This window comes from Streptomyces sp. NPDC107471 (assembly GCF_055582845.1).
The window spans coordinates 74578-96745 of the sequence record NZ_JBVJPC010000015.1; the positions used below are offsets into that span (position 1 = coordinate 74578).

Genomic DNA, 22168 nt, shown 5'->3' on the forward strand with positions numbered 1-22168 from the left:
CCGGACCAGAGGCGACAGCACACGGATCGGAGCCCGGTCAACCTGTACATGAGGCAACTGCGGTGCCACATGCGGTTGATGACCGGAGCCGGAGCGAGTCTCCCGGTCGACCGACTTCCCTCCCTGACCGCGGACAGGAAGGGAGTCGCTTCGGTGCGCGGAGAGGTGTTCGTTCCGCAGCGCCGCCTATCATGGGCTGGTGACGAAGCCCACCAACCAAGACGGAGTCGGCCCGCTCTTACGTGAGTGGCGCCGACGCAGGAAGCTCAGTCAGCAGGAGCTCGCGCTCCGTACCGAAATCTCGGCCCGCCACCTCAGTTTCATCGAAACCGGTCGCTCCCGGCCCAGCCGTGCGCTGGTGCACCGGCTCGCCGACAGCCTGGAGGTCCCGCTCCGACAGCGCAACACGCTGCTCGTGGCGGCCGGTTACTCGCCCCTGTACCAGGAGACGCCCCTGGACGCACCGCGGCTGAAGGTCGTACGGGAGGCCGTCGACCGCCTGATCACCGCCCATGCGCCCTATCCGGCCCTGGCCGTCGACGCCTCCGAGAACATCGTGGCCATGAATCGCGGCGCCGAAGTGCTGCTGTCCGAAGTGGCCCCGGCACTCCTCGTCCCGCCGGTCAACGTGATGCGGGTCTGCCTTCACCCGGACGGCCTGGCCCGGCAGGTGATCAACGTGGACGAATGGCGCAGTCACCTCCTCGGCCGGCTCTACCGGCAGTCCAGATACTCCGGCCTCGAAGAGCTGCGCGAGTTGTACGAAGAGGTGTCGGCATACGGGCCCAGCCCGGTGAAGAAGGACTGCACGGAGCTGTCGGACACCATCGTCGCCTCGATCCGTATCCGGGCCCTGGGCACGGAGCTGCGCCTGTTCAGCACCATCACCACCTTCGGCGCGGCAACCGACATCACGGTGTCGGAACTGTCGCTCGAGACGATGCACCCGGCGAACGAGCGCACGGCCGCCGCGTTCCGCGCCGCCGTCTCCCTTCAGTCGGACAGGGCGGACAGGAAGGACACGATGTCCTTGTTGAGCCGCTCGGCGTGAGAGGCGAACAGGCCATGAGCGGCGCCCTCGTACCGGACCAAGGTGCAGTCCGGTACGAGGGCGGCCGTACGCTCTCCGCACAGTTGCACCGGGGCGGCCAGATCGGCCTCGCCGTGCACCACGAGCGTGGGCACTGAAACCCCAGCGGTCTCCGCTCGCTGGTCCGTGGTGAACAGAGTGCGGCAGATCTCGACGCTGGCCCGGGGCGAACTGTCCAATGTCAGATCCGTCATCCAGCGGGCCAACTCAGCCGAAATCGGCAGCCCCCGCCAGTCGGTCGCGGCCCCGGTGTAGCAGGGCGCCTCGGCGCCGGCGAAGAACGGGCCGGCCAGTTCGGCGGCCCATCGAGGTCGGTCGGCCTCGATGGCGGCCGTCATCTCTTCCAGCACGGCGAGATCGATGCCCTCGGGATTGTCGTCCGTGCGCATCATGAAGGGCGTCGTGGGACTGACCAGGACGAGTCCGCTCACCCGGTCGGCGCCGTGCCGTGTCAGGTAACGCACCGCCTCGCCCGCGCCGACCGCGCAGCCGACCAGCGCCACGTTCCGCAGGTCCCTGCTCTCGAGCACAGCCGCCAGGTCGTCGGCAAGGGTGTCGTAGTCGTAGCCTTCCCACGGCCAGTCCGACCGGCCGCAGCCGCGCCGGTCGTAGCTGACACAGCGCAGGCCCTGGCCGGCCAGACGGGCCGCCTGGAACTCGAAGGCACGTGAGCCCAACACCCCGGGCGCCAGCAGCACCACCGGACGCCCCGACCCCCAGTCCGTGCAGTGGAGCTGCGTTCCGTCGCTCGTCGTCACGTACGGCATGAGGATCCCTTCACCGAGGTCGAACCGTTGCTTGTGGTCGCGTACCGCCCAGGTGGGTCAGTCCGCCGCGGCCCGTGGCATGCACCAGACCATCACGGCGGCGGCACAGCAGAAGACGACGAGCGGGATCAGCGAGACACTGAAGGCGTGCGGGTAGTCGGATGCCACCGCCTTGCTCCCGAGCGCGGGGAAGAAAACCGTGCCGGCGATGGCCACGCCGATGGCGGCGCCGCCTTCCTGCGCGGTGTTGACCGCTCCGGAGGAGGAGGCCGCATGCTCGATCGCGGCGCCGGAAAGGACGAGTCCGGTGAGGGGGCCGGTCGTCATCCCCATGCCCATGCCGGCGATGAGCAGAGAGGGGACGAGCCACAGAACGGAACCGTCGGTGCCGTTGACGCTGACGGCCACGCCGGTCAGAACGTATCCGGCCGCGAGCGTGAGCGGCCCGCAGGTGACCAACCGGCGGCCGAGACGGGCGGCCAGCCGGGCGGACACCAGGGAGGAGCCGAAGTATCCGGCGCCCAGGGCGAGGAAGAGCAGCCCGGACTCCAGCGGTGAAAGCCCCCGGCCGTCCTGCAGGTACAGGGCGAGCAAGAAGAAGAAAGAGCCCATCGCGAGAAAGTACGTGACCGTCGCTGCGAGGCCGATGGAGAACACACGGCTGCGGAAGAGCGCGGGATCGATCAGCGGCCCGCGACCCTCGCGGCTGCGCCGGCGCAGATGGGACACGGACAGGACGAGCAGGCCGACGGCGGCCGCGAGGCACAGCCAGCTCCAGGCCGGCCATCCCTGCTCCCGACCCTCGACCAGAGCGGTCACCAGCAGGCCGAGCGCGGCGGTGACCAGGACGGCGCCGGGCAGGTCGAGGCGGGTTCCGTCGGCGTTGCGGGACTCGGGCACCGCCCGGCGGACGAAGGCGAGGGTGACGAGGCTGATCGGCACGTTGATCAGGAAGATGGTGCGCCAATCGAGTCCGCCCAGGTCCGCCGTGATCAGCACGCCGCCGATCAACTGGCCGAACACACCGGCGAGTCCGACCACAAGGCCGTAGACGTTGAAGGCGGCCGCGCGGCTGGGGCCGGTGTAGACGGTGCCGAGGATACCGAGGACCTGGGGCACCATCAGTGAGGCTGCCGCGCCCTGTACGATCCGCGCCACCACCAACAGGTCGGCGTTGGGCGCCAGGCCGCAGGCGGCCGACGCGGCGGCGAAGAGCGCCAGCCCCAGGACGAACATGCGCCGGCGTCCGAACAGGTCGCCGATTCGACCTCCGGTGATCATGCCTGCCGTGAAGGCCACCCCGTAGCCGACGATGACGAGCTGGGCCTGTGCGGAGCTGGCATGGAGATCGCTCTGGATGGCGGGAATGGCCACGTTCGCGATGAAGTAGTCGAGAACCGTCATGAACGTGCCGACCATGACGACCGCCAGAGCACCCCAGGAAGGCCCTCCGGAGGTGCCCGTGGCACGGCCCGTTGTATTGGCGTACGAAGGTGCTTCTGACGTCATTCCTGGACTCCGCTCAAGGCTTGCACTATGGGCATGACACCGACCTCGACCCAGGTCGGCAACCGGTCACACGGTTTCAGCCTCGCTCCTGCGGGTCAATTACGTGAGAGGTAATGAAGCAATCCGGCCAAACGGGCGTGACACCGTCCGCAAAGCTCCCGCCTTTGCTTTCGGAGGCCCTCTCGCCGGCCACAACGCCTAGGCCTGTCCGACTATGCCGTCATGCCCCTCCGGGACTAGACGCCTGACACGCACAGCTCAGGACAGGGGACGAAACGGGTGAAATACGCCAACCGAGCTCAGGAATACGGGATTCCGGTGGCGGGTATCGACAGCCGGACGATCGGTCAGTGTGTGAAACACGCACGTTCATGGCAGAGTTATTCAGGCGAAAATTGAATCGCCCTTACTTTGCCATACCGACCAAAAGGCAAGGCCGGGCGGCCATCCGTCGCAGATCCAGCAGCGGAGCTCGTCCGAAAGGGCAGCACAAGGTAAATGGAGCACGATATCGCGTACGTCTAGGGGGAGTCAGGGCAGTGAAATTCAGAATTCTTGGCCCGGTCGGCTACGAGATCGATGGTCAGTTCCACAGCATGCGCGGTTCCCGGCAGCGGACCCTGCTGGCCACCCTGCTCGTCAGCGGCGGCCGTCCGGTGCCCGCGGAGCAGCTCTACACGGAGCTGTGGGGGGAAAGTCCCCCCACGACGGCTCACAACTCGCTTCAGGCTCACATCTATCGGCTGCGCGGCACACTGCAGGGCCTTCCGGTGTCCTCCGGAGTGCGCCCTCGCGTGACGACGCGGGCCTCGGGTTATGCCCTCGAGCACGACATGGACAGCCTCGACATGACTGTCTTCCGCAGCAGAATCGCCCAGTCCCGGACCATCGTGGACGATGACCCGCACATGGCCTACAAGTTGCTCGACGAGGCCCTGGATCTGTGGCGGGGCTCTCCGCTGCAGGACGTGGCCGCCGGCCCCATGTGCCAGAGCGTGGCCCTGCAACTGGACGAGGAGTACATGACGGCGTTGGAGGACAAACTCTGGCTCAGCATCGGCTGCGAGGACCCGACCCATGTGATCGGTGAACTGAAGCGGATGAGTTCGGTACACCCCTGGCGGGAGCGCATCACGGAGATGCTCATGCTGGCGCTGTACCGGTGCGGACGCCAGGCCGAGGCCATAGAGGCCTACAACAGCGCCCGCCGACGGCTCGTCGACGAGTTGGGGATGGAGCCCTCCGTACAACTGCGACAACGTTTTCGCGACATACTCAACCAGGCTCCCTCGCTGAGGGAGTTCCGCCCGAGCACCTGTTGACGGGTCATCGTCGACACGCGCGGGGCAGAGAAGACTGCCCCGCGCACGTCGCAGGTCAGGGCGCCGCGATCGCGAGCACCGCGTTCTGGCCGCCGAATCCGAAGGAGTGGCTGAGGGCCAGTTCGACCGGTGCGCTGGTGGCGGTCGTGGCGACCTTGATGTCGAGTCGGGGGTCGAGCACTTCCAGCGACGCGGTCGGCGGGATGAGCCCCCGCTCCACCGTGAGCACGGTGAGGACCGCCTCGACGGCCCCGGCGGCGCCCAGCAGGTGCCCGGTCACTCCCTTCGTTCCGGTGACCAGGGGCGCCCCGGCGAACATCCGACTGATCACCTGCCCCTCCGCCAGATCGTTCAACGGAGTCGACGTGGCATGGGCGTTGATGTGCTGGACGTCACCCGGGGCCGCGTCCGCGTCCGCGAGCGCGGCCCGCACCGCCGCCTCGACGCCCCGCCCCTCAGGGTCGGGGCTGGTCATGTGGTGGGCGTCGGCGGACGAGCCGTGCCCGACGATCCTGGCGCGGATGCGCGCGCCGCGCGCACGGGCATCCGCGGCGCGCTCGAGCACCACCACTCCCGCGCCCTCCCCGGCGACGAAGCCGTCCCGCCCGGCATCGAACGGCCGGGACGCGGTTGCCGGATCATCCACGCGCCGGGACAGCGCGCCCATGCGGGCGAAACCCGTCATCACCAAGGGCGTGATCATCGCCTCGCTGCCGCCGGCCAGGACCACGTCGCAGCGGTCGAGGGCCAGCAGGTCCCGTGCCACGCCCATGGCGGTGGCACCGGAGGCGCACGCGGTGGCGACCACCAGATTGGGCCCGGTGGCGCCGAACTCGATGGCGGTCTGTCCAGCCAGCATGTTGGGCAACTGCATCGGCAGCAGCAACGGGGACACCCTGGACGGCCCGTCCCGCAACAGCGCTCGGTGCTGGGTCTCCACGGTGCCCGGGCCACCGTCCGCGCAGCCCAGGACGACACCCACGCGGGCGCCGTCCCAAGTCTGAGGGTCCAGCCCGGCGTCGGCGATCGCCTCCCGGGCGGCGACCAGGGCGAACTGGGTGAAGCGGTCCAGGCGCAACGCCCGCCGGGCCCCGAGCAGGACATCGGCGTCGAAGTCCGGGACACGGCAGGAGAGCGGGATCGGGGCACCGTTCAGTGCCGGGTCCAGGGCGGCGGTGGACCGCCCGTCCCGGACGGCCGCCCATCCTGCCTCCGCACCTACCCCGCCCGGGGTCACCAGGCCGAGCCCGGTGACCGCGGTTTCGACGGAAGCCATCACACCGCGGCTATCCGCTGCTCGATGAGAGTTGCCATCGAGCCGATGTTCTCCGTCTCCAGGAGTTCGTCGTCCGTCACGGCGATGCCGAACTCCTTCTCCAGCACCATCGCGAGTTCCACGACGGCGAGCGAGTCCAGCTCGACGTCCTCCCGCGTGGCGTCGGGCGTCACCAGCTCGGGTTCCACCTTGAGTTTGCTGACCAGTATGTCTTTCAGACTGCTGAACGTGTTCTGCACGGAGTTCTCCTCGGTGTGGAACGGCGGAGTGTTCACGGGGCAAGGCTCGCCCGCGCCGCCGGTGGTGGCGGTGTGCGTCAGCCGGCCTTCACGTCCGGCCATACGGCGGTGGCCGCGCCCCAGGCGAGCCCTCCGCCGAACGCGGTCATCAGGAGCCGGTGTCCGGGAGCGAGCGCCCCCTCCGCCGTGCTCTGGGCCAGCAGCAGCGGGATCGAGGCGGCTCCGGTGTTGCCGACCCGTTCGATGTTGGCCAGCCGACGCTCCTCGGGCACTTGGAGCTCGTCGCCGACGGTGGCCAGGATCCTGCCGTTGGCCTGGTGGGCCGCGAGCCGGTCGACGTCGTCGGGTTCCCAGTCGGCCGCGGCGAGGGCGGCACGCGCTGCCTCGGTCATCCGACGCACAGCGTGTCGATAGGTGTCCCGTCCTCGCATCCGGAAGTACGCGTCGCCTGGTCCGGCCTGCGGCCCCAGCGAGCGATGGCGCGACCCCCCGGCCGGTACCTGGATCAGGTCGCCGAAGCTGCCGTCGCTGCCCAGCACGACGCGCCCGACTGCCCCGGGCTCCTGTGGGTCTCCGGGGCGCAGTACGACCGCGCCGGCGCCGTCGGCGAAGATCACCGCTGTCGACCGGTCCGCCGGGTCGATGAGGGTGGTGAAGGCGTCGGCGGCGATCAACAGGACACGGCGCGCGGAGCCTGCCGCGATCAGTCCGGCCGCAGCCGCGAGACCGTACAGGAAGCCGGAGCAGACGGCCGAGACGTCGAATGCCGGGACCGGTCCCAACTCCAGTCGGGCGGCGACCTCAGGTGCCGTGGCGGGACAGGGCCGGTCAGGCGTCGTGGTGGCCAGCACCACCGCGTCCGCCGGTGCGCCGTCCGCGGAGACCAGCGCCCGCGCGCCCGCCTCGACGGCGAGGTCCGAAGTGGCGGTACCCGGATCGATCATGTGCCGGGCCGCGATGCCGGTCCGGGAACGGATCCAGGTGTCGGAGGTGTCGAGGCGGGCCTCCATGTCGTCGTTGGTGACCACACGGGGCGGCACATATCCTCCGAGGCCGCAGATGACCGCCGCGGGTGCGGAGATCGTCATGTCGTGGTCCCCGCCGGGCTGTCGAGCACATCGAGGGGCAGTCCCATGTACCGCATGCGTACGGCCGCCATCTCGTCGGTCCAGCGCTCGGCCATGTCGTAGCGCTCGTCCGGAGTGGTGTCGAGCATGCGCACGCCCGGCCAGATCTCGTAGTCGCCGACGACGTCGGCGTGCTCGGCCACGCCCTGCTGGAACAGCTTCTCGCGATGGATCACGAACTCCCGGTCCGGGATCTCGTCCCACAGGCGTACGCCGTCACGGATCACGTCCAGGATCCGTTCGCGCTCCTCCGGATGGGCGCGCAGATGGTCTCGCAGGATGGTGCTGGCGACGGTCAGGTGCCGGATCTCGTCGATCGCGGTACCCCGGGATATCTCGCCGGTCGCCGGCGACAGCGGGGTCCATTTGCGTTCGCTGAGCTCCGCGGCGGGGGCCAGGACACCCTCGATGACGATGGCGAACACCGCAACTCCCCCGGCGAAGTAGCCCTCGTCGCGGACCACGCGCAGGGTGAAGTCCTCCACCGGTTGCAGGACCCGGCGCCGGTAGTCGGCCGCCATGTCGTCGATGTCGCGCAGCAGGCTCGCGGCAGGCCGGCCCAGTTCCACCAGATGGTCCCGGAAGACCCGTGAGTGCCGGGCCTCGTCGAGCAACTGGGTGGCGTAGAACTCCATTTCGGGGATGCCGGGGGCGATGGTCACATAGTGGCCCAACAGCCGTGTGGCGATCTCCTCGGCGAGGCTGCGGAAGCCGAACTCCAGGACCAGGGCCTCGTTCAACGGGCCGGGCCGCGCGAGGAAGCCGGGCACCGTGGCCGACACGTGGTGCCCCGTCACTCCGCGGTCGCGCAGCGTCCCCTGAGCCACGGACGTGATCCAGTACGGCAGGTCGCAGTCGTCCGGACCCAGGTTGAGCTGCATGGCGCCGTCCAGGAGGCCGGGGGCGGTGTCCCAGTCGGCCTCGGGTGCGGGCACGGGCCCCGTCGTCTGTGAGGACACCCGGTCGGATGCGGTGTCGGTCATGAGGACTGCTCCTTGGCGTCGGAGAAGGGGATGGGGGTCTCGCCGGGACCGCCGGACGCGGTCGACCGCAGCTCACCTGCGCACAGCTCGCCCGCGTAGCTCAGCAGGGGGTCTCCCTCCCCACGGTCGACACGGACCACATGGCCGAGCACCACCTCGTGATCGCCGACCACGCAGCTACCGGACAGCCGGCAGGCGAAGTGGGCGAGCGCGCCCTCGAGCAGCGGCGCCCGGGTGTAGGGATCCGGGTGGCAGTCGACCGCGGCGAACTGCACGGAACCCTGGGGCCGGCCGGCGGAGGCGAACCAGCGGGCGAGATCGGCCTGGCCGCTGCCGAGCATGTTGACCGTGAACCGGCCCTCGGCCGAGGCGAGGTCGGCGAGTACGGAGCCGGGCCGCAGGGCGGCCGCGATCAGCAGTGGCCGGTGGGACACCCGGGTCACGGTGCTGACCGTGGTTCCGTGCACCTGGCCGTCGTGGTGCACCGTCAGGACGGCGACCGGCGCCGCGAGGTGTTGTGCGAGGAGCCTCGGGTGCGGTGCCCGGGTCAGGGACTTCATCGGGCCACCCGGGCCGGGACGTGCCCGACGGGCACCGGGTCGGCGGTGTGCCCGGCCTGCTTGGGGTGCGGCAGCCCGAGGTCGTCGAGAAGCCGCAGATAGCCGGCCTGCCGCACCGGTTCGAAGGGGAGCGCGAACGGTTTCATGAAGTTCCCGAACAGGCCCCGGTCGCCGAACAGGTGGAAGGGCAGCACGAGCAGGGCCCATTCCGGTCCCACCAGCCAGCACCACAGCGCCGCGACCGCGCCCTGGGTGATGAGGCTGTGCATGACGTTGTACAGCACGTAGTACGTCTTGGCGATGGGCCTTCCGCCGCTGCGGCGGAAGGCGAGGGCACCGGGGATGTAACCGATCAGGTCGATGTAGAGGAACAGCGCGATCGCCGGCAGCCAACGGATCTCGTGGAAGTGGGCGATGATCAGGCCGGTGGTGACGGCCAGTCCGACCAGGTATTCGGCGCGGTGCAGGGTGAAGGTCTTGGGGGTCTCGAAGGGGTTGGCCTGATCCATGGCGGGCCTCCTATGCGGTCGTGACGGCGCTGGGAGCGGAACTGCCGGGGCCGGCGTCACCGGCGAGTTCGGTGGTGGGGAACATTCCGGTGACGGCCCAGGCGACGGTCTCCCGGATCACGCGCTCGGCGATGGGGTCGAGAATTCCTTCCAGGCTCGGAATGCCGAAGTCGAAGTCCGCCTCGAAGCGCACGAGGACGTCGTCACCGTCCTGCGCCAGTCGCCATGAGCCGGAGAAGGAGTCGAAGTCGCCGTCGGTCTGCTCGAAGTGGATCTCCAGCAACTCGGGACGGAAGCGGTCCTTCTCGGTCCATCGCAACAGACCGCTGCGAAAGTGCAGTTCCCAACTGGAGCTGCCCTCGCTCGCCGGATAGGCGGCGTGCACCGTGGCGGACTCCACGTGCGGTGCCAGTTCCGGGTACCGCTCCCAGCGCAGGACGTTCTCGAAGACGTCCTTGGCCTGCCGCGAGCGCACTCGGGCCTTCAGTTCGACGTGGCGCACGATGGTCTACCGCCTTCCGGGGAGAGTGGCCGAGCCGCTGACCAGTGCGCGCGTGGCCTTGTCGAAGGAGTCCAGAAGCACGTTCACGTCCTGGTCGGTCAGGACGGCGGGGGGCGTGAACCGGACGACGGAGTTGCCGTTCATGGAGTGGTTGGCGACGACTCCGTGGTTGAACAGTTCGATGAGCAGTTCGCCGGCCAGACCGGCCTCGGTCAGCTCCACCCCGATGAGCAGGCCCCGGCCGCGGACGTCGACCAGCAGGTCGGGAATGTTCGCGCGGGCGATCTCGGCGATCCGGGGCAGCAGGGCCGCTCCCAGCTCGGATGCGCGGCTGACCAGTTCCTCCTCCTGCATGGCCCGGATCGCGCCCCGCACGGCGGCCATCAGGAGCGGCTGCCCGGAGAAGGTGGCGGTGTGCACGTACGGGTCCTTGTCGAACGGGCGGAAGGCCTTGCGGGTGGCCACCGCCGCGGAGACCGGGACCACTCCCCCGCCGAGTGCCTTGCCGGTGAGCAGGACGTCCGGTACGACGCCTTCGGTGTCGGCGCCCCACCAGGAGCCGAGGCGTCCGAACCCCGACTGGACCTCGTCCAGGACGAGGAAACCGTCGTGGGCGCGGACCAGGTCCTCGACACGCTTGAGGTAGCCCTGCGGCGGAATGATCACACCGCCCTCGCCCTGCACCGGCTCGACGATCACGCAGACCTCACCGGGGTGGGCGGCCAGCTCCGTCGCCAGGGCCTCGGCGTCGCCGTAGGGAAGGTGCACGAAGTTGGGCACCAACGGACGGAAGGGACGCTGGTAGACCTCCTTGGCGGTGGCGGACAACGCCCCGAGCGTCTTCCCGTGGTAGCCGCCGGTCATGGAGACGGTGCGCTTGTACCCGTGTGCCCTGGCCAGTTTCAGCCCGGTTTCCACCGCCTCGGCGCCGGACAGGGCGAAGTGCACCCGGTCCAGTCCCGGTGGCATGACGGAGGCCAGGGCCTCGGCGGCAAGCGCGACGGTGGGTTCCAGGAGGATGCGGGTGGCGACCGGGTGGGTACGCAACTGCCGTTCGACGGCCTCCATCACGAGCGGGTGCCGGGCACCCATGATGAAGACGCCGTAGCCGCCCGCGTTGAGGAAGCGTTCGCCGTCGCTGGTGGTCAGCCAGGCGCCGGAGGACTCGACTTCCATATGCGTGCCGAACAGTTCGGCGAGGGTGGCCCTGCCCTTGCTGAGATGAGCCCGGTACAGATCGAGAATGTGGTCTTCGCGGTGTGCCGTCGCGGCGGCGGCCGCACCGAGATCGAGGGTGGTCATGACAGCTCCAGGTGTCCGCCGGTGAACCAGGTGAGCAGGGGCTCTGCCGCAGCAGCCCGTACCGGCGGGTGGAAGGCGAGCGCGCGCACCGCCGTGGCGAGCCGGGCGTGTTCCCCGGAGCGGACGAAGTCGATCCCGCCGAGGAGTTCGAGAGCCTGGTCGACGGACCGGGAGAGCAGGTCCTGCACCGCGTACCGGGCGGTGAGGACCTGGGCGACCGCCTCCTCACCGTCCAGGCCGGCGACGACGGCGCGGGCGGTGCCCTCCAGGAGTCCGAAGGCCGCGTCGACGCGCACGGCGAGATCCGCGCGGTCGGTGACGGCGCCGCGTTGCCGCTCCAGCACCCGTTCGACGAGCAGGGTGGCGGCACCGACGTAGCCGGCGGAGATCAGCAGCTCGAACCAGATGAATCCGGCGGACTGCAGGTCGTCGAGCCGGCCCGGGTCCTCGGGGCTGGTGCGGATCACCAGCTCCTCGGGAACGAACACGTCGGTCAGTCGGACCTCGTCGCTCTCGGCGGCGGCAAGGGTCTCGTTGCCCCAGAACGGGTGCACCGACAGGCCGTCGGCGGGCACGGCCACCAGGGCCAGCGCGAGTTCAGGCATGCCGTCGGCGCCCGGAACGGCGATGCTGGCGGTGAGCAGGTCCATCGAGCGGGACAGGCTGCACGGCTTCTTCGCGCCGTTGAGCAGGAATCCTCCGTCGGCGGGGGTGGCCCGCACCGACGGCACGAGGATGTTCTGCTGGGTGCGACCCTCGGCCCAGCCGGAGGCCATCAGCAAGCGACCGGGGGCAACCTTGCCCAACAGTTCCATCTGCGCGGGCAGCAGCCGACCGGGTTGGACGGCGAGCGCGTACAGCATCGCGGCGGTGAAATGGTGCATCGCGGCGGCCGCCGCCGTCGACGGGGACACGGCACCCAGGGCCCGCTGGATCCGTATGGCTTCCAGGGCGTCGGCGCCGTGTCCGCCGTACTCGCGCGGAATGAGCAGTCCGGGGCCGGCGTGCGAGCGGAACAGGTCGACGGCAGGGCTGCCCGCGGCTTCCCGGCGGTCCGGGGGGATGTCCTCCAGAGCTTTGAGCAGTCCTGGGTGGGCCCGCTCGCAGAGTTCTCGGGCACTGTCGAGGGAACGCATGGTGAGTCCTTTGGCGGAGTCGGTGCGCGGGATCGAGCGCGAGTCGGGACGCCGGTCGGGAGGGCGGTACGGGTGGTGCCGGTCAGGAGCCGAAGACCGTGTCGACCGGGCTGATACCGCGGGCGATGCTCACGCCCTGCAGATGCGAGGTCTTGAGCATCGGATAGTTGGCCTCGCCGAAGGCGCCGCCGGTCAGACCGGTGCCGCCGTGGCTGGGGAGGTAGGGCAGAAAGCCGATGTGTGAGTCGTTCACCTTCAACAGCCCGCCGTTGGATACCCGGCCCACGAAGGTGTCGATGACCTGTTCCGAGGCTGCCCACAGGGAGTTGCGCAGCCCGTAGGGGTTGTCGTTGACGAAGTGGATGAACCGTTCGAGGAGGTCGGCGTCGTCACCGGGTTCGGCCACCACCAAGGGCAGCAGGGGGAAGAACGTCTCCTCAGCGACGACGTCGAAGGCGCGGGCGCCTGCCAGTCCGTCGACCCGGACCACGGTCGGCTGCAGGAACACCCCGGTGTCCGAGGGGGTGCCGTCGACCTCGGTGCGCCGTCCGCCGGTGACCAGCTCGGCGCCACGGTCCAGGGCTTGTTGCAGCAGTCCGAAGAACCGCTCGCTGCGCCGCACCGGGGAGAGCAGCACGTCCGGATCGTCCGGGTACCCCGGAAGCACCTCGGCGGCCCGCGCGCGCACCTCGTCGATCAGCGCGTCGGCGACAGCGGGGTGCACGAGGACGCAGTTGGGCACCATGCAGATCTGGCCCGAGCCGTAGAACGCCTCGCACAGCGCCTGCGCCGCCTTGGGCACATCCGCGTCCCGCCACACCACGATGATGTCGTTGCCGGCGAGTTCGAGGATGGGCTTCTTGCCGACCGCCACGCACTGCTGCTCGAAGCGCAGTCCCTCCGTGCTGCCGCCGATGTAGAAGATGTCGTCGATCAACGGGTCGGCGAGCCAGCGGTCCAGGGTTTGCTTGGGATTGCCGCAGATCGCGTTGAGGACGCCGGGGGGCGCCCCCTCCTCGTCCAGCAGGGGGCCCAGGACGTCCCGCATCAGCCACATGGTGCTCAGCGCGATGGAGCGGGGGGCGCGGACCACCACGGAGTTGCCCGCCATCAGGGCGAGGACGGCAAGGGCAGCGCTGGGCGCGGGTGCGTTCTGCGGCGGGTTGAAGGCTACGACCCCGTCCGGGGCGCGGCGCACGATCAACCTGCGGTCCCCGTGGTCGAAGGCGGTGTGCATCTGCTGCCGGTACCAGCCGAGGCTCTCCTCGCTGTAGACCTGCAGCAGGCAGCTCAGTTCCCAGCGGGCGAGCTTGACCGGGTGCGCCTCGGCCACGAGCATGTCGAGGAACTCGTCCTGGCGGGCGAGGAGTTCCTCACGGAACCGGGTGCCCAGCCGCATTCGCCGCTCCAGGGGAAGCGCCGCCCAGGCGGGTGCGGCCGCGGCGGCGGCCTCGGTGGCCAGGTCGATGGCACTGCCGGAGGCGACGGCGCAACGCCCGACGACATAGGGGTGCGTCGCAGCCTCGGACTCCGGATCGCGTTCCAGCTCCCTCTTCAGGCTGACGCTCGTGAAGACATCCTCCAGGAGGGAGCGGGAGCTGACGGTGTAGACCCAGCCGTCGCCCTCGACATCCTTTCCGGCTATGTAGAGTTCGTAGCTGAGCGGTTGCTTTTTGCGCATTCTCACGCCTTCCCCATCCGGTCTGGCACGCAGAGATATTTGCAGCCGACCCTGACCGAGCACTGACGACCGGCTGATCCGAAGGGCCCCGAAAAAGCGGAAAGGCCGGCCGCCCGTCTTCCGGGCGGCCGGCCTTTCCGGTGAGCCCACGGACGGGGCTCGCAGGCGGAGAGGGCAGGATTCGAACCTGCGTGGACCCCATGGGCCCGACCGAAACTGCACGGTCCCCGATAAGCCGCTCCGGGCACCTCTCCTGGTGTTCGGACGGATCGCTCCGTGCCGTTCACGAGTACTACGTTGCCACGGCCCTCTGATGGCGCGCTGATACGACGCTGACCGTAATCAGATGCATTCCCGACCGCGTGTTCCTCATCCTCCTTGTGATTTTCCGTGGATTCTCCGTCCTCCTCTTCCGGCGTAAAAACGGGTGTTGTACTTTGGTGGCGGTGTTCGGCGCCGTGCGCCGGCTCGCGAGGACCGGGAATGCCTACCCGGTCTCTCTCCCGCCCCGGGAGACACGGTCCTCACCGCCCCGGGTCCGGACGGCGTCATCGCTCTTCTGCGCGAACTCGGGGAACGCCGTCGGCCTTTGTGCACGCCTTCAGCGCCCGCATCACTTGCTGGGCGCTTGTCACGGCATATCCGCATCCAGCCGAGGAGTGAGTCATGGCGGAACGACAGGCATCCACAGAAGCGTTGCGACAGACGCTGGTCGAGCTCCTGATGCACGTCCTAGGGGCACCGGACGAAGAGGAACTCGTCTTGGCGGCGGGGTCGGTCCGTGAGCCGGCTCTTCCAACGGCGTGGGACCCGTCGACGGCCCTCTGAGCGCACGTCGGGGGCGGCGGGTCCGGGATGGATCCGCCGCCCCCTTCTCGTGCCGGTGCACCGGGCCGAGCGCTCTCCGTCGGCTCAGGTCGGCGCTAGCGCCCACCCCACCAGATGGCGGACCTCCGCGGGAGAGAGCTCTTCCAGACGGGCGCACAACAGGGCAGCCTCGGGCGGGCCGCCGACGGCGTGGAACTTGTGCTCGACCAGCGTGCGGTGCCTGGTCCTGGTGTCCGCCCCGGCGCCGCCCACCGGGATGTCCTGTCGGGCCACGGCCCGGCGGCCGTCCTTCCACCGCACCGTCACCTGTGAACCGGTCCACTTCTCGGCATCGGTGAAGGTCTCCTCCGGTGTCGCGAGGACGGCCCGTGCGGCGGCGTCCGCTCCGGCGAAGGAAGCCAGCCACGGCAGGGCCCGCTCCCCGGCCCGTCGGATCGCCGCCCCGAGCGGGGCGGCGCCGGCCAGCAGGTCGTCGGTCATCCCAGGGTCCTCCACCAGCCGGATCCGGGAGGCGAGATGCCAGCGGAGCGGATCCCGGCTGGCCGGAGCGGAGAAGTCGGCCACAGTGAGGTCACCGGTCAACAACGCGGTGGCGACCGCGTACGGGACCGAGAGCGGCAGAACGGCCGGCGGAGTGTCGGGGCCCTGCTCCCCGGCGAGGCGGGCGACGTGCGTGGTGTAGCGGGACGTCTCGACGACGATCTCCTCGATGTCGTCCACGGAGCGGAACTGGACGGCGGGCAGTTGCCGGCGCAGACGCAGGGCGCAGTCCACGGCGGTGTCGACGCCGGGGCCTCCGGGACGGACCTTGAAGGACAAGGTGTCGGTGTGCCAGCGCTTGCCCAGGCCCTCGGTGACCTCCTCGGGCAGCGGAACCGCGGCGAAACGGGCGAGGAACCCCTCGGGGTGCTCCAGCACGTCGGGCACCGCGGTCAGTCCTGCCGCGGCGGCGTCACAGGCGTCCATGGCGGCCCGCACCGGGTTCAGCACGGTGAGCAGTCGGGCGTCACCGCCGAGAAACCCGTGCAACAGGGTCCAGGGCGGCATGGTGAGGGCGAGGCCCAGGGCGTGGGTCCAGAGGTCCGCCTCGCCCCCCGAGCAGTGCATGCGCCCGGCGACGGCGCCCACCAGGCTGGTGTGCGCCGCGGTCTGGCCCCGGAAGGGGCCCAGGGTCGCGGCGGCGGTGACCCGCGCCGCGCATTCGTTGGCCGCCACGACGGCGGTCAGCAGCGCGGCTCCGTCGAGCTGCCGCGCACGCGCGTACGCCAGGGGGACGGCCACGGTCGAGTTGGACAAATGTCCGGCGTAGGCGGTGTCGTCGAGGTTGAGCCAGGAACCCAGACCGGCGAGGACGGCGGCGGCCCGCGCCGGATCGTTCTGCAGCGGAGGGCCGTAGGCGGTGACCAGTCTGCGCCCCAGGGGATGCCTGAGTCCGGCACGGATCGCGGCGAGCTGGGAGAGGACCTGGCTGCGGGCGAGCGCGATCACCCGGTCGGGCAGATCGGACGGTCGCAAGGCCGCGGCCCAATCGGCGAGTTCGGAGAGCCTGGGCTGCCCTGCGGACGGGGAACGGACGGCACGGGCGGTCATGGACGGGTCCCCGTCGCAGCGGACGAGGCGGTGGCCCGGGACGCGGGCGTGGCGGCCTGGGGATCGCACAGCACCGGAAGCGCGCCGGGCAGGACGTCGAGGGTCACCTTCGTCCCGGTGTCCCGGACGAGCTCCCCGTCGTGTTCGAAGCACAACGGCCGCCCGTCGGTTCGTTCCACGACGACCGTGCGGCCCGTCCGGTGGACAGTACCGGGCCGCTGCAGATGTCGGCCGGCGCGCAGCAGCTCGGGTACGTCGACCGGGTCGGTGCCCTCTCCCATCACGCAGACGTCCAACAGCCCGTCGTCCAGCACCGAGTGCGGCAGCACCAGGTACTGCCAGGCCCGGTGGCGTCCGCCGCCGATGTTGACGAACACGGTGCGGCCCTCGTGCACGACCGTGCCGTCGACGGTGACACGGCCCTGATAAGGGGTGTACGAGGAGGCCGCGTGTTCCAGTCCGGCCTGAAGCCGGGCCCGGCCCCGCTGGGGCAGTTCGCGGGCGCTGCGCAGCACTTCGGCGGTGAGACCGGCACCCGCGCCCAGCACCACGAGCGCGTCCAGCTCGCGGACGTGGGCCAGGTCCAGGCGACGCAGCGCGCGCCGCGGCGAGCCCAGCGCATGGTCGACCGCTTCCTGCCAGGGACGCTCTCCCCAGTGCGAGCGGTAGCCCGAATTCCCGGTGCCGGCCGGGACGACGAGCAGGGCCAGGTGGTCACCGGGTACACCGTCGGCCGTCAGACCGTCGGCCACTTCACGCACGGTGCCGTCCCCGCCGACGGCCACGACGACCCGTATGCCGTCCGCCGGCGGTCGGCGGGCAGCCTCTCGTGCGGCTTCGGTGGCGTCCCCGGGGGCGGTGGTGCGGACCACGGTGACCCGCGTGTGGCGTGCGCAACGAGCCGCCACCTCGTTCACCAGTTCCTCTCCGGCGGTGCCGGCGGCAGGATTGGCGATGACGAGGCACTCCTCCAGATGGGCGACGGCGGGTTCCGCCATGGCTTCGCTCCTCTCGGGCGGGTTGCAGTGTGCACAGGCTCCCCGCCGGAACTGACCCGCGCCTGATACGGCCCTGACGGCATGCCGTCTGCCGCGGTACGGCCGGCCCGGGCGGACATTGCGGACGCCGGTGCATTACCCCGCAGGTAATCGACAACCCGGCCCAACCGGTGAAACGCTTTTCGTGTGCGGACGCCGTGCCGTCGTACGGCTTTTTTATCTGGAGGATGGAAACGTGAGCATCGACAACGGTTTTGTGGAGCGCTACCTCGCCGTGTGGAACGAGCCGGACCCGGACCGTCGCCGCAAGGCGGTGGCCGAGGTCTGGCACGAGGACGGGCGGTACGCGAACACGAGCCGGGTTTTCAAGGGCCTCGCGGAAATCGAGGAAGCGGTCACCGAGGCGTACGACGACTTCGTCGCGAAGGGATTCGCCTTCCGGCTGCACGCACACGCGGTCAATCACGACGCCGCCCGTATCACCTGGGACATGGCGCCCAAGGACGGCGGTGACGTCGCGGCCCGTGGCACCGAGTACCTGGTGTTCGCGCAGGATGGCCGGGTGCTCTCCGACCACCAGTTCCCCGAGGAGATCTGAGAACACCTCGGCGTTTCGTGCTTCCGGTGCCGATGGGCCTTGAAATCCCCCGCAAAGCCCCCGGTTCCGGAAAACACAGGGCGGGTGACCGGAGCATTCCGGTCACCCGCCCCTTCTCGTCGTCCACTCTGTCCCGGTCCGGATTACCAGGTGACCGGCAGATGCCTGACTCCGTGGAAAACGGTGCCCGTACGGAAGACGCTGTCCGGGTCGTCGACGGCCAGGCGCAGGGTGGGAAAGCGCCCGAAGAGCGTGCGCAGTGCCAGGTCCATCTCGAGCCTGGCCAGTGGGGCGCCCTGGCAGTAGTGCGGACCGTTGCCCCACTGAAGGTGCTTGCCGCTGTCACGGTTGAGGTCGATGCGGTCCGGGTGCGGGAAGGCCGAGGGGTCGTGGTTGCCCGCGGGGATGGAGATGACCACGGCGTCGCCCTTCTTCATCACGACACCGCCCATCTCCACGTCCTCCAACGCCTGGCGCACGATGGCGTCCTGGGAGATCGACCAGTACCGCATGGACTCCTCCACGTACTGGGGAATCATCGCGCCGTCGCCGGCGAGCACCTCGGCACGCAGGGCCTCGTCGGTGAGCAGGCTGAAGATGTTCAGGGCGATCTGGTTCGTGGTCGTCTCATGCCCGGCGACCAGCACCAGCCGGGCTATGCCGACGAGTTCGTCGAGCGTGATGTGCCCCGTCGCCAGGTGGTCGACAGCGAGCCGGCTCATCATGTCGTCCTGGGGGTCGTCGAGCTTGCGCTTGGCGAGGACCCCCAGGTACTCGGACATCTCGGTGTAGGCCGCGTAGGAACGGGCCGGATCTCCCTGCGAGATGGTGACCCGGGTCTTCTCCACGAAGTAGGGGGAGTCCTCGTCGGGCACGCCGAGCAGCCGCGCGATGACCAGTGTGGGCAGCTTGCGGGAGAACACGTCCTGCAGGTCCGTGGGCCGGGGCCGGCCGGCCAGGTCGTCGAGAAGGTCGTCGATCAGCTTCTGGACCGCGGGCCGCAGCCCGCGCACCCGGCGGGCGGTGAACTCGGTGGCGATCAGGCCTCTGAGCCGGGCGTGCTCCGGGTCGTCCATGCGCAGGAAGGAGCCGGGTTTCTGGCTCGGGTCGACCTGGATCCGTACGGGCGCGCCGGGGAGCGTCTCGTCGGCGCTGAGCCGCGGATCCATCAACGCCTGACGCACCTCTGCGTACTTGGTGACCAGCCATGCGCGCCGTGACTGCGCCGCGCCCGCCGGTATGCGGACCACGCACGGTGGTTGGTCGCGCAGTTCGGCGAGAATCTTCGCCGGGCATCCGGACTTCGTCCGGGGAAAGGGCCAGTCCAGAACCTTGTCCGCTGATTCGAGCATCACTCGTCTCCTTGGGAGCAGCAGGGGGTGATGCCACTATCGCGGCTGGTCCTGACCCACCGCTGATCGCCTTCTGACCGGCTGCTGACACGCCGGGTCGCCGCGACCGACGCACCCGCGCGTCATCAGCCGGTCAGGGGGTCAGCGGGTCAACCCGACGTACTCCCCCATGGCTGCCGCCGCATGGGTGAAGAACGCGGCCGGGTCCGCGGCGACGCCCGCGATATGGCCGTTGACCTCGAAGCCGACCATGCCGTGCAGTTGAGTCCACATGATCAGCATGCGGGCGATGACAGGGGCGGGCAGTCCGCTCAACAGGCCCTCGGCCAGCGCCTGGGTGGTCTGCGCCATGCCGGCGGACAGGGCGGGCCCGGAGACCTGGTCCACGGCGAGTTCGTCGTGGTGGAGCGACTCTCGCACCAGGCCGACCAGGACGAGCACGGTGCGCGCACCCGCCGCCATGGTCTCCGGCGGGGCACTGTAGCCCGGCACCGGCCGACCCCAGATCAGGACGTACTCCTCCGGATGGGCGAGCGCCCAGCCGCGTACGCCTTCCCAGCAGGCGACCCAGCGGTCCAGTCGGCCGGCGCCCGTCTTCTCCGCCTCCGCCGCGGCCCGCTCCGCGCTGTCTCCCATGGCGTGATAGGCGTCCAGGACCAGCGCCGTCAACAGGCTGTCCCGGTCGGGGAAGAGCTGCCGGATGTGCTCCGGGTCGCATCCCGCCTCGCGGGCCACCCCGTACGGTTCGAGATCGACGTGCTGACGGGTCGCCAAGCGGCGCACCGCCTCGGCCTTCATGCGTGCGACGACCGTGTCGGGGCCGTCCTGGTGGAGGTCGTGGGTGTGGGAAGACGTCATGGTCCGGACTCTTCCAGAGGTCCTTCGCCGCGTCGATTACGTGACAGGTAATGCACTCCGGCTCCCGCCCGGCCGTCCGGGCCGGGCGGAACCGCGGTGCCGCTCAGCCGGCCTGCTCGACGAGCCGGTGCAGGTGGCGGGTGAAGTCGGACGTGACCGCCAGGGCGTGCTTGTCGATGAAGAAGTGACCGCCGGAGTACTCGCTGTGCCCCAGGTACTGGGGGGCGCGCGGCACCCAGGAGGTGAATGCCTCCGCCTCCTCCATCAGGGGGTCGGACCTGCCGCCGTAGGAGACGAGCGGGCAGGGCACCACGGCGCCGTCGTCGAGGCGTTGCGCGGCCACCGAGAGATCGGCGCGCAGTGCCGGGATGACCATCTGAAGCATCTCCGGGTTGTCGTAGATCTCGGCCGGGAAGGAGCCCAACTTCTTGATCCAGCCGACGAGTTCCTCCTGCGGCATGCCGATGTGCTCCTTGGTCGGGTTGAAGAAGCCGTCGGGGGCCCAGCCCGACATGCCCAGCAGGACAGGGCCACGCACTCCGTCCTGCGCCATCCGCACCGACAGGTGGTAGGAGAGCTGTGCGCCCAGGCAGTGACCGAAGAACGCGAAGGGCCGGTCGTCGAGTTCGGAGAGCACCACCTCGTAGAGTCCGTCCAGCAGGGGCTCCCACGCGGTGTACGCGGTCTCCTCGCGCCTTTCCTGACGGCCCGGCAGGGTCACGGCCTGGGCCGCGATGTCGGGCGGCAGCAGATCGGGCCAGTCGCGGTAGATGATCGCACCGCTGCCGGCGTGCGGAAAGAGGAAGAGCCGGATCCGGGCCTCGGGTGGCACCTCGACCGGGTGGAACCACTGGCCGTGTGTGGAGACCTTGCCGGCGATGGAACTGCTCACGGGTTTTCCTCCGGTCGCTGTTGTGGAGCGGGGACGAGGGCGCGCAGCGCGGGCAGCACGACCTCGGCGATCTCGTCGAGGTGGTGTTCGGTGCGGAGCGAGCCCACGCGCAGCACGAGGTGGCGGGCGCCCGCGTCCACGTATCCGGCCAGCCACTCGGCGCAATCGGCGGCGCTGCCCCAGCCGTATGCCTGGAGCGGAGCCATGGCGTCGAGCGAGCGGCCGTAGTAACGGCGCAGGTAGTGGTCCAATTCATCCCGGGCGGCCGTCCGGTCGGCGTGCGGGGTGAGCGTGGCGTAGAGCGCGGGCGTCACGGAGTTCTCGGAACGGTCCGTCTCGGCCACGTGGTCGCGGATCCGCGTCCATGCCGCCGCGTACTGCTCGGCGGAGGGCAGGAACGGCAGCCAGCCGTCGTAGTGGCGGGCGACCCTGCGCAGCACCGCGGGCGTGTCGCTGCCCGCCAACCACAGCGGCGGCCCGCCTGGCCGACGGGGCGGGGGAAGTCGGTGGAGACCGTCCGCCGCCCAGTACCGCCCGGCGAAGTCCCGCGGCGCGCCGGCGCGGGTGCTGTTCCAAGCCCTGCGCCACAGGGCTGCCGTCTCGTCCAGGCGGCCCACGCGTGTCGTGAAATCGGCGCCCGCCGCGTCGAACTCCTCCTTCGTCTCGGGCAGCGGGAAGCCCGCACCGAGGCCGAGGATCAGTCGGGACCCGGCCACATGATCCAGCGTCGCGGCCATGTGTGCGCCGATCAGCGGCGGGCGCAGCGCAGCGGTGAGGGCGGCCGTCCCGAGGGTGATGCGCGTGGTGACCGCAGCGGCGGCGGCGAGGACGGTCAGCGGTTCCAGCCGCGGCCGGGCGATGAGCGAGTCACCGGCCCACAGGGAGTCGAAGCCGAGTGCCTCGGCCCGGCGGGCCAGCTCCAGCAAGGGGGCGGCCTCGAAGGTGCCGTTGATGGCCTGTTCCCTGGTGGGCAGCAGCAGGCCGACGGAGAGCGGCGGGTGGGTGGCGGACTGGTCAGAGCTGGGCGGCCGGCTCATGTCGGCTTCTCC

General features: G+C 70.0%; 22 protein-coding genes and 1 tRNA gene. 4 read left to right on the plus strand and 19 right to left on the minus strand.

The features are described from left to right. Window positions 1-199 precede the first annotated feature (199 nt). Complete coding sequence (locus ACZ66S_RS36460) at window positions 200-1051, plus strand: helix-turn-helix domain-containing protein (RefSeq protein WP_469905859.1); 852 nt, start codon at window positions 200-202, stop codon at window positions 1049-1051. On the opposite strand, the gene ACZ66S_RS36465 is transcribed toward ACZ66S_RS36460, so the two are convergent. Continuing rightward, window positions 994-1857, minus strand: coding sequence for an alpha/beta fold hydrolase (locus tag ACZ66S_RS36465; protein ID WP_469905860.1), 864 nt, complete (start codon window positions 1855-1857; stop codon window positions 994-996). The genes ACZ66S_RS36460 and ACZ66S_RS36465 overlap by 58 nt on opposite strands. 57 nt (window positions 1858-1914) lie before the next feature. Next, window positions 1915-3366: an MFS transporter gene (locus tag ACZ66S_RS36470; protein ID WP_469905861.1), complete on the minus strand. Its 1452-nt coding sequence runs from the start codon at window positions 3364-3366 to the stop codon at window positions 1915-1917. Window positions 3367-3905: 539 nt separating this feature from the next. Between ACZ66S_RS36470 and ACZ66S_RS36475 the strand changes: the two genes are divergently transcribed. Continuing rightward, window positions 3906-4688 carry an AfsR/SARP family transcriptional regulator gene (locus ACZ66S_RS36475; protein ID WP_469905862.1) on the plus strand — a complete coding sequence of 261 codons (783 nt, stop codon included), beginning with the start codon at window positions 3906-3908 and terminating at the stop codon, window positions 4686-4688. A 55-nt stretch (window positions 4689-4743) separates the two neighbouring features. Here ACZ66S_RS36475 and ACZ66S_RS36480 read toward each other — a convergent pair whose 3' ends face one another. From ACZ66S_RS36480 to ACZ66S_RS36530, 11 genes are all read right to left on the minus strand, one after another. Then, the gene (locus ACZ66S_RS36480) at window positions 4744-5964 is read right to left on the minus strand and encodes a beta-ketoacyl-[acyl-carrier-protein] synthase family protein (protein ID WP_469905863.1); all 1221 of its coding nucleotides are present in this window, start codon (window positions 5962-5964) and stop codon (window positions 4744-4746) included. Next, window positions 5964-6239 (minus strand): acyl carrier protein, encoded by a 276-nt coding sequence (locus ACZ66S_RS36485; RefSeq protein WP_469905864.1) that lies wholly within the window; start codon window positions 6237-6239, stop codon window positions 5964-5966. Before ACZ66S_RS36485 ends, ACZ66S_RS36480 begins: the two co-directional genes overlap by 1 nt. A 41-nt stretch (window positions 6240-6280) precedes the next feature. After that, window positions 6281-7291 carry a beta-ketoacyl-ACP synthase III gene (locus ACZ66S_RS36490; RefSeq protein ID WP_469905865.1) on the minus strand — a complete coding sequence of 337 codons (1011 nt, stop codon included), beginning with the start codon at window positions 7289-7291 and terminating at the stop codon, window positions 6281-6283. Further along, window positions 7288-8313: a ferritin family protein gene (locus ACZ66S_RS36495; RefSeq protein WP_469905866.1), complete on the minus strand. Its 1026-nt coding sequence runs from the start codon at window positions 8311-8313 to the stop codon at window positions 7288-7290. The genes ACZ66S_RS36490 and ACZ66S_RS36495 overlap by 4 nt, the downstream gene beginning before the upstream one ends. Continuing rightward, complete coding sequence (locus tag ACZ66S_RS36500; protein WP_469905867.1) at window positions 8310-8873, minus strand: flavin reductase family protein; 564 nt, start codon at window positions 8871-8873, stop codon at window positions 8310-8312. The genes ACZ66S_RS36495 and ACZ66S_RS36500 overlap by 4 nt, the downstream gene beginning before the upstream one ends. Further along, on the minus strand, window positions 8870-9382 hold the full coding sequence (locus ACZ66S_RS36505) for a hypothetical protein (protein WP_469905868.1): 513 nt from the start codon (window positions 9380-9382) through the stop codon (window positions 8870-8872). The genes ACZ66S_RS36500 and ACZ66S_RS36505 overlap by 4 nt, the downstream gene beginning before the upstream one ends. A 10-nt stretch (window positions 9383-9392) precedes the next feature. Continuing rightward, window positions 9393-9884, minus strand: coding sequence for a type II toxin-antitoxin system RatA family toxin (locus ACZ66S_RS36510; RefSeq protein ID WP_469905869.1), 492 nt, complete (start codon window positions 9882-9884; stop codon window positions 9393-9395). Between the two features lie 6 nt (window positions 9885-9890). Further along, window positions 9891-11186, minus strand: coding sequence for an aspartate aminotransferase family protein (locus ACZ66S_RS36515; protein ID WP_469905870.1), 1296 nt, complete (start codon window positions 11184-11186; stop codon window positions 9891-9893). Further along, window positions 11183-12322 (minus strand): acyl-CoA dehydrogenase family protein, encoded by a 1140-nt coding sequence (locus tag ACZ66S_RS36520; RefSeq protein WP_469905871.1) that lies wholly within the window; start codon window positions 12320-12322, stop codon window positions 11183-11185. The genes ACZ66S_RS36515 and ACZ66S_RS36520 overlap by 4 nt, the downstream gene beginning before the upstream one ends. 82 nt (window positions 12323-12404) lie before the next feature. Further along, window positions 12405-14003, minus strand: coding sequence for an aldehyde dehydrogenase family protein (locus ACZ66S_RS36525; protein WP_469905872.1), 1599 nt, complete (start codon window positions 14001-14003; stop codon window positions 12405-12407). Window positions 14004-14169: 166 nt separating this feature from the next. Beyond that, window positions 14170-14257, minus strand: a tRNA-OTHER gene (locus ACZ66S_RS36530). Between the two features lie 412 nt (window positions 14258-14669). Here ACZ66S_RS36530 and ACZ66S_RS36535 point away from each other — a divergent pair. Beyond that, window positions 14670-14831: a hypothetical protein gene (locus ACZ66S_RS36535; protein ID WP_469905873.1), complete on the plus strand. Its 162-nt coding sequence runs from the start codon at window positions 14670-14672 to the stop codon at window positions 14829-14831. An 84-nt stretch (window positions 14832-14915) separates the two neighbouring features. Here ACZ66S_RS36535 and ACZ66S_RS36540 read toward each other — a convergent pair whose 3' ends face one another. Together ACZ66S_RS36540 and ACZ66S_RS36545 are read right to left on the minus strand one after the other, a co-directional pair. Next, window positions 14916-16421, minus strand: coding sequence for an MmgE/PrpD family protein (locus ACZ66S_RS36540; protein WP_469905874.1), 1506 nt, complete (start codon window positions 16419-16421; stop codon window positions 14916-14918). After that, window positions 16418-17419 carry a diacylglycerol/lipid kinase family protein gene (locus ACZ66S_RS36545; RefSeq protein WP_469905875.1) on the minus strand — a complete coding sequence of 334 codons (1002 nt, stop codon included), beginning with the start codon at window positions 17417-17419 and terminating at the stop codon, window positions 16418-16420. The genes ACZ66S_RS36540 and ACZ66S_RS36545 overlap by 4 nt, the downstream gene beginning before the upstream one ends. 235 nt (window positions 17420-17654) lie before the next feature. Between ACZ66S_RS36545 and ACZ66S_RS36550 the strand changes: the two genes are divergently transcribed. After that, complete coding sequence (locus ACZ66S_RS36550; RefSeq protein ID WP_469905876.1) at window positions 17655-18017, plus strand: nuclear transport factor 2 family protein; 363 nt, start codon at window positions 17655-17657, stop codon at window positions 18015-18017. Between the two features lie 143 nt (window positions 18018-18160). On the opposite strand, the gene ACZ66S_RS36555 is transcribed toward ACZ66S_RS36550, so the two are convergent. The 4 genes from ACZ66S_RS36555 to ACZ66S_RS36570 all read right to left on the minus strand — a co-directional run bounded on the left by ACZ66S_RS36555 (window position 18161) and on the right by ACZ66S_RS36570 (window position 22156). Then, window positions 18161-19369 carry a cytochrome P450 gene (locus tag ACZ66S_RS36555; protein WP_469905877.1) on the minus strand — a complete coding sequence of 403 codons (1209 nt, stop codon included), beginning with the start codon at window positions 19367-19369 and terminating at the stop codon, window positions 18161-18163. Between the two features lie 141 nt (window positions 19370-19510). Further along, complete coding sequence (locus ACZ66S_RS36560) at window positions 19511-20227, minus strand: TetR-like C-terminal domain-containing protein (RefSeq protein ID WP_469905878.1); 717 nt, start codon at window positions 20225-20227, stop codon at window positions 19511-19513. A 103-nt stretch (window positions 20228-20330) separates the two neighbouring features. Continuing rightward, a complete protein-coding gene (locus ACZ66S_RS36565; RefSeq protein WP_469905879.1) occupies window positions 20331-21119 on the minus strand; it encodes a thioesterase II family protein in 789 nt (262 codons plus the stop codon). After that, the gene (locus tag ACZ66S_RS36570) at window positions 21116-22156 is read right to left on the minus strand and encodes an LLM class flavin-dependent oxidoreductase (RefSeq protein ID WP_469905880.1); all 1041 of its coding nucleotides are present in this window, start codon (window positions 22154-22156) and stop codon (window positions 21116-21118) included. Before ACZ66S_RS36570 ends, ACZ66S_RS36565 begins: the two co-directional genes overlap by 4 nt. Window positions 22157-22168 lie beyond the last annotated feature (12 nt).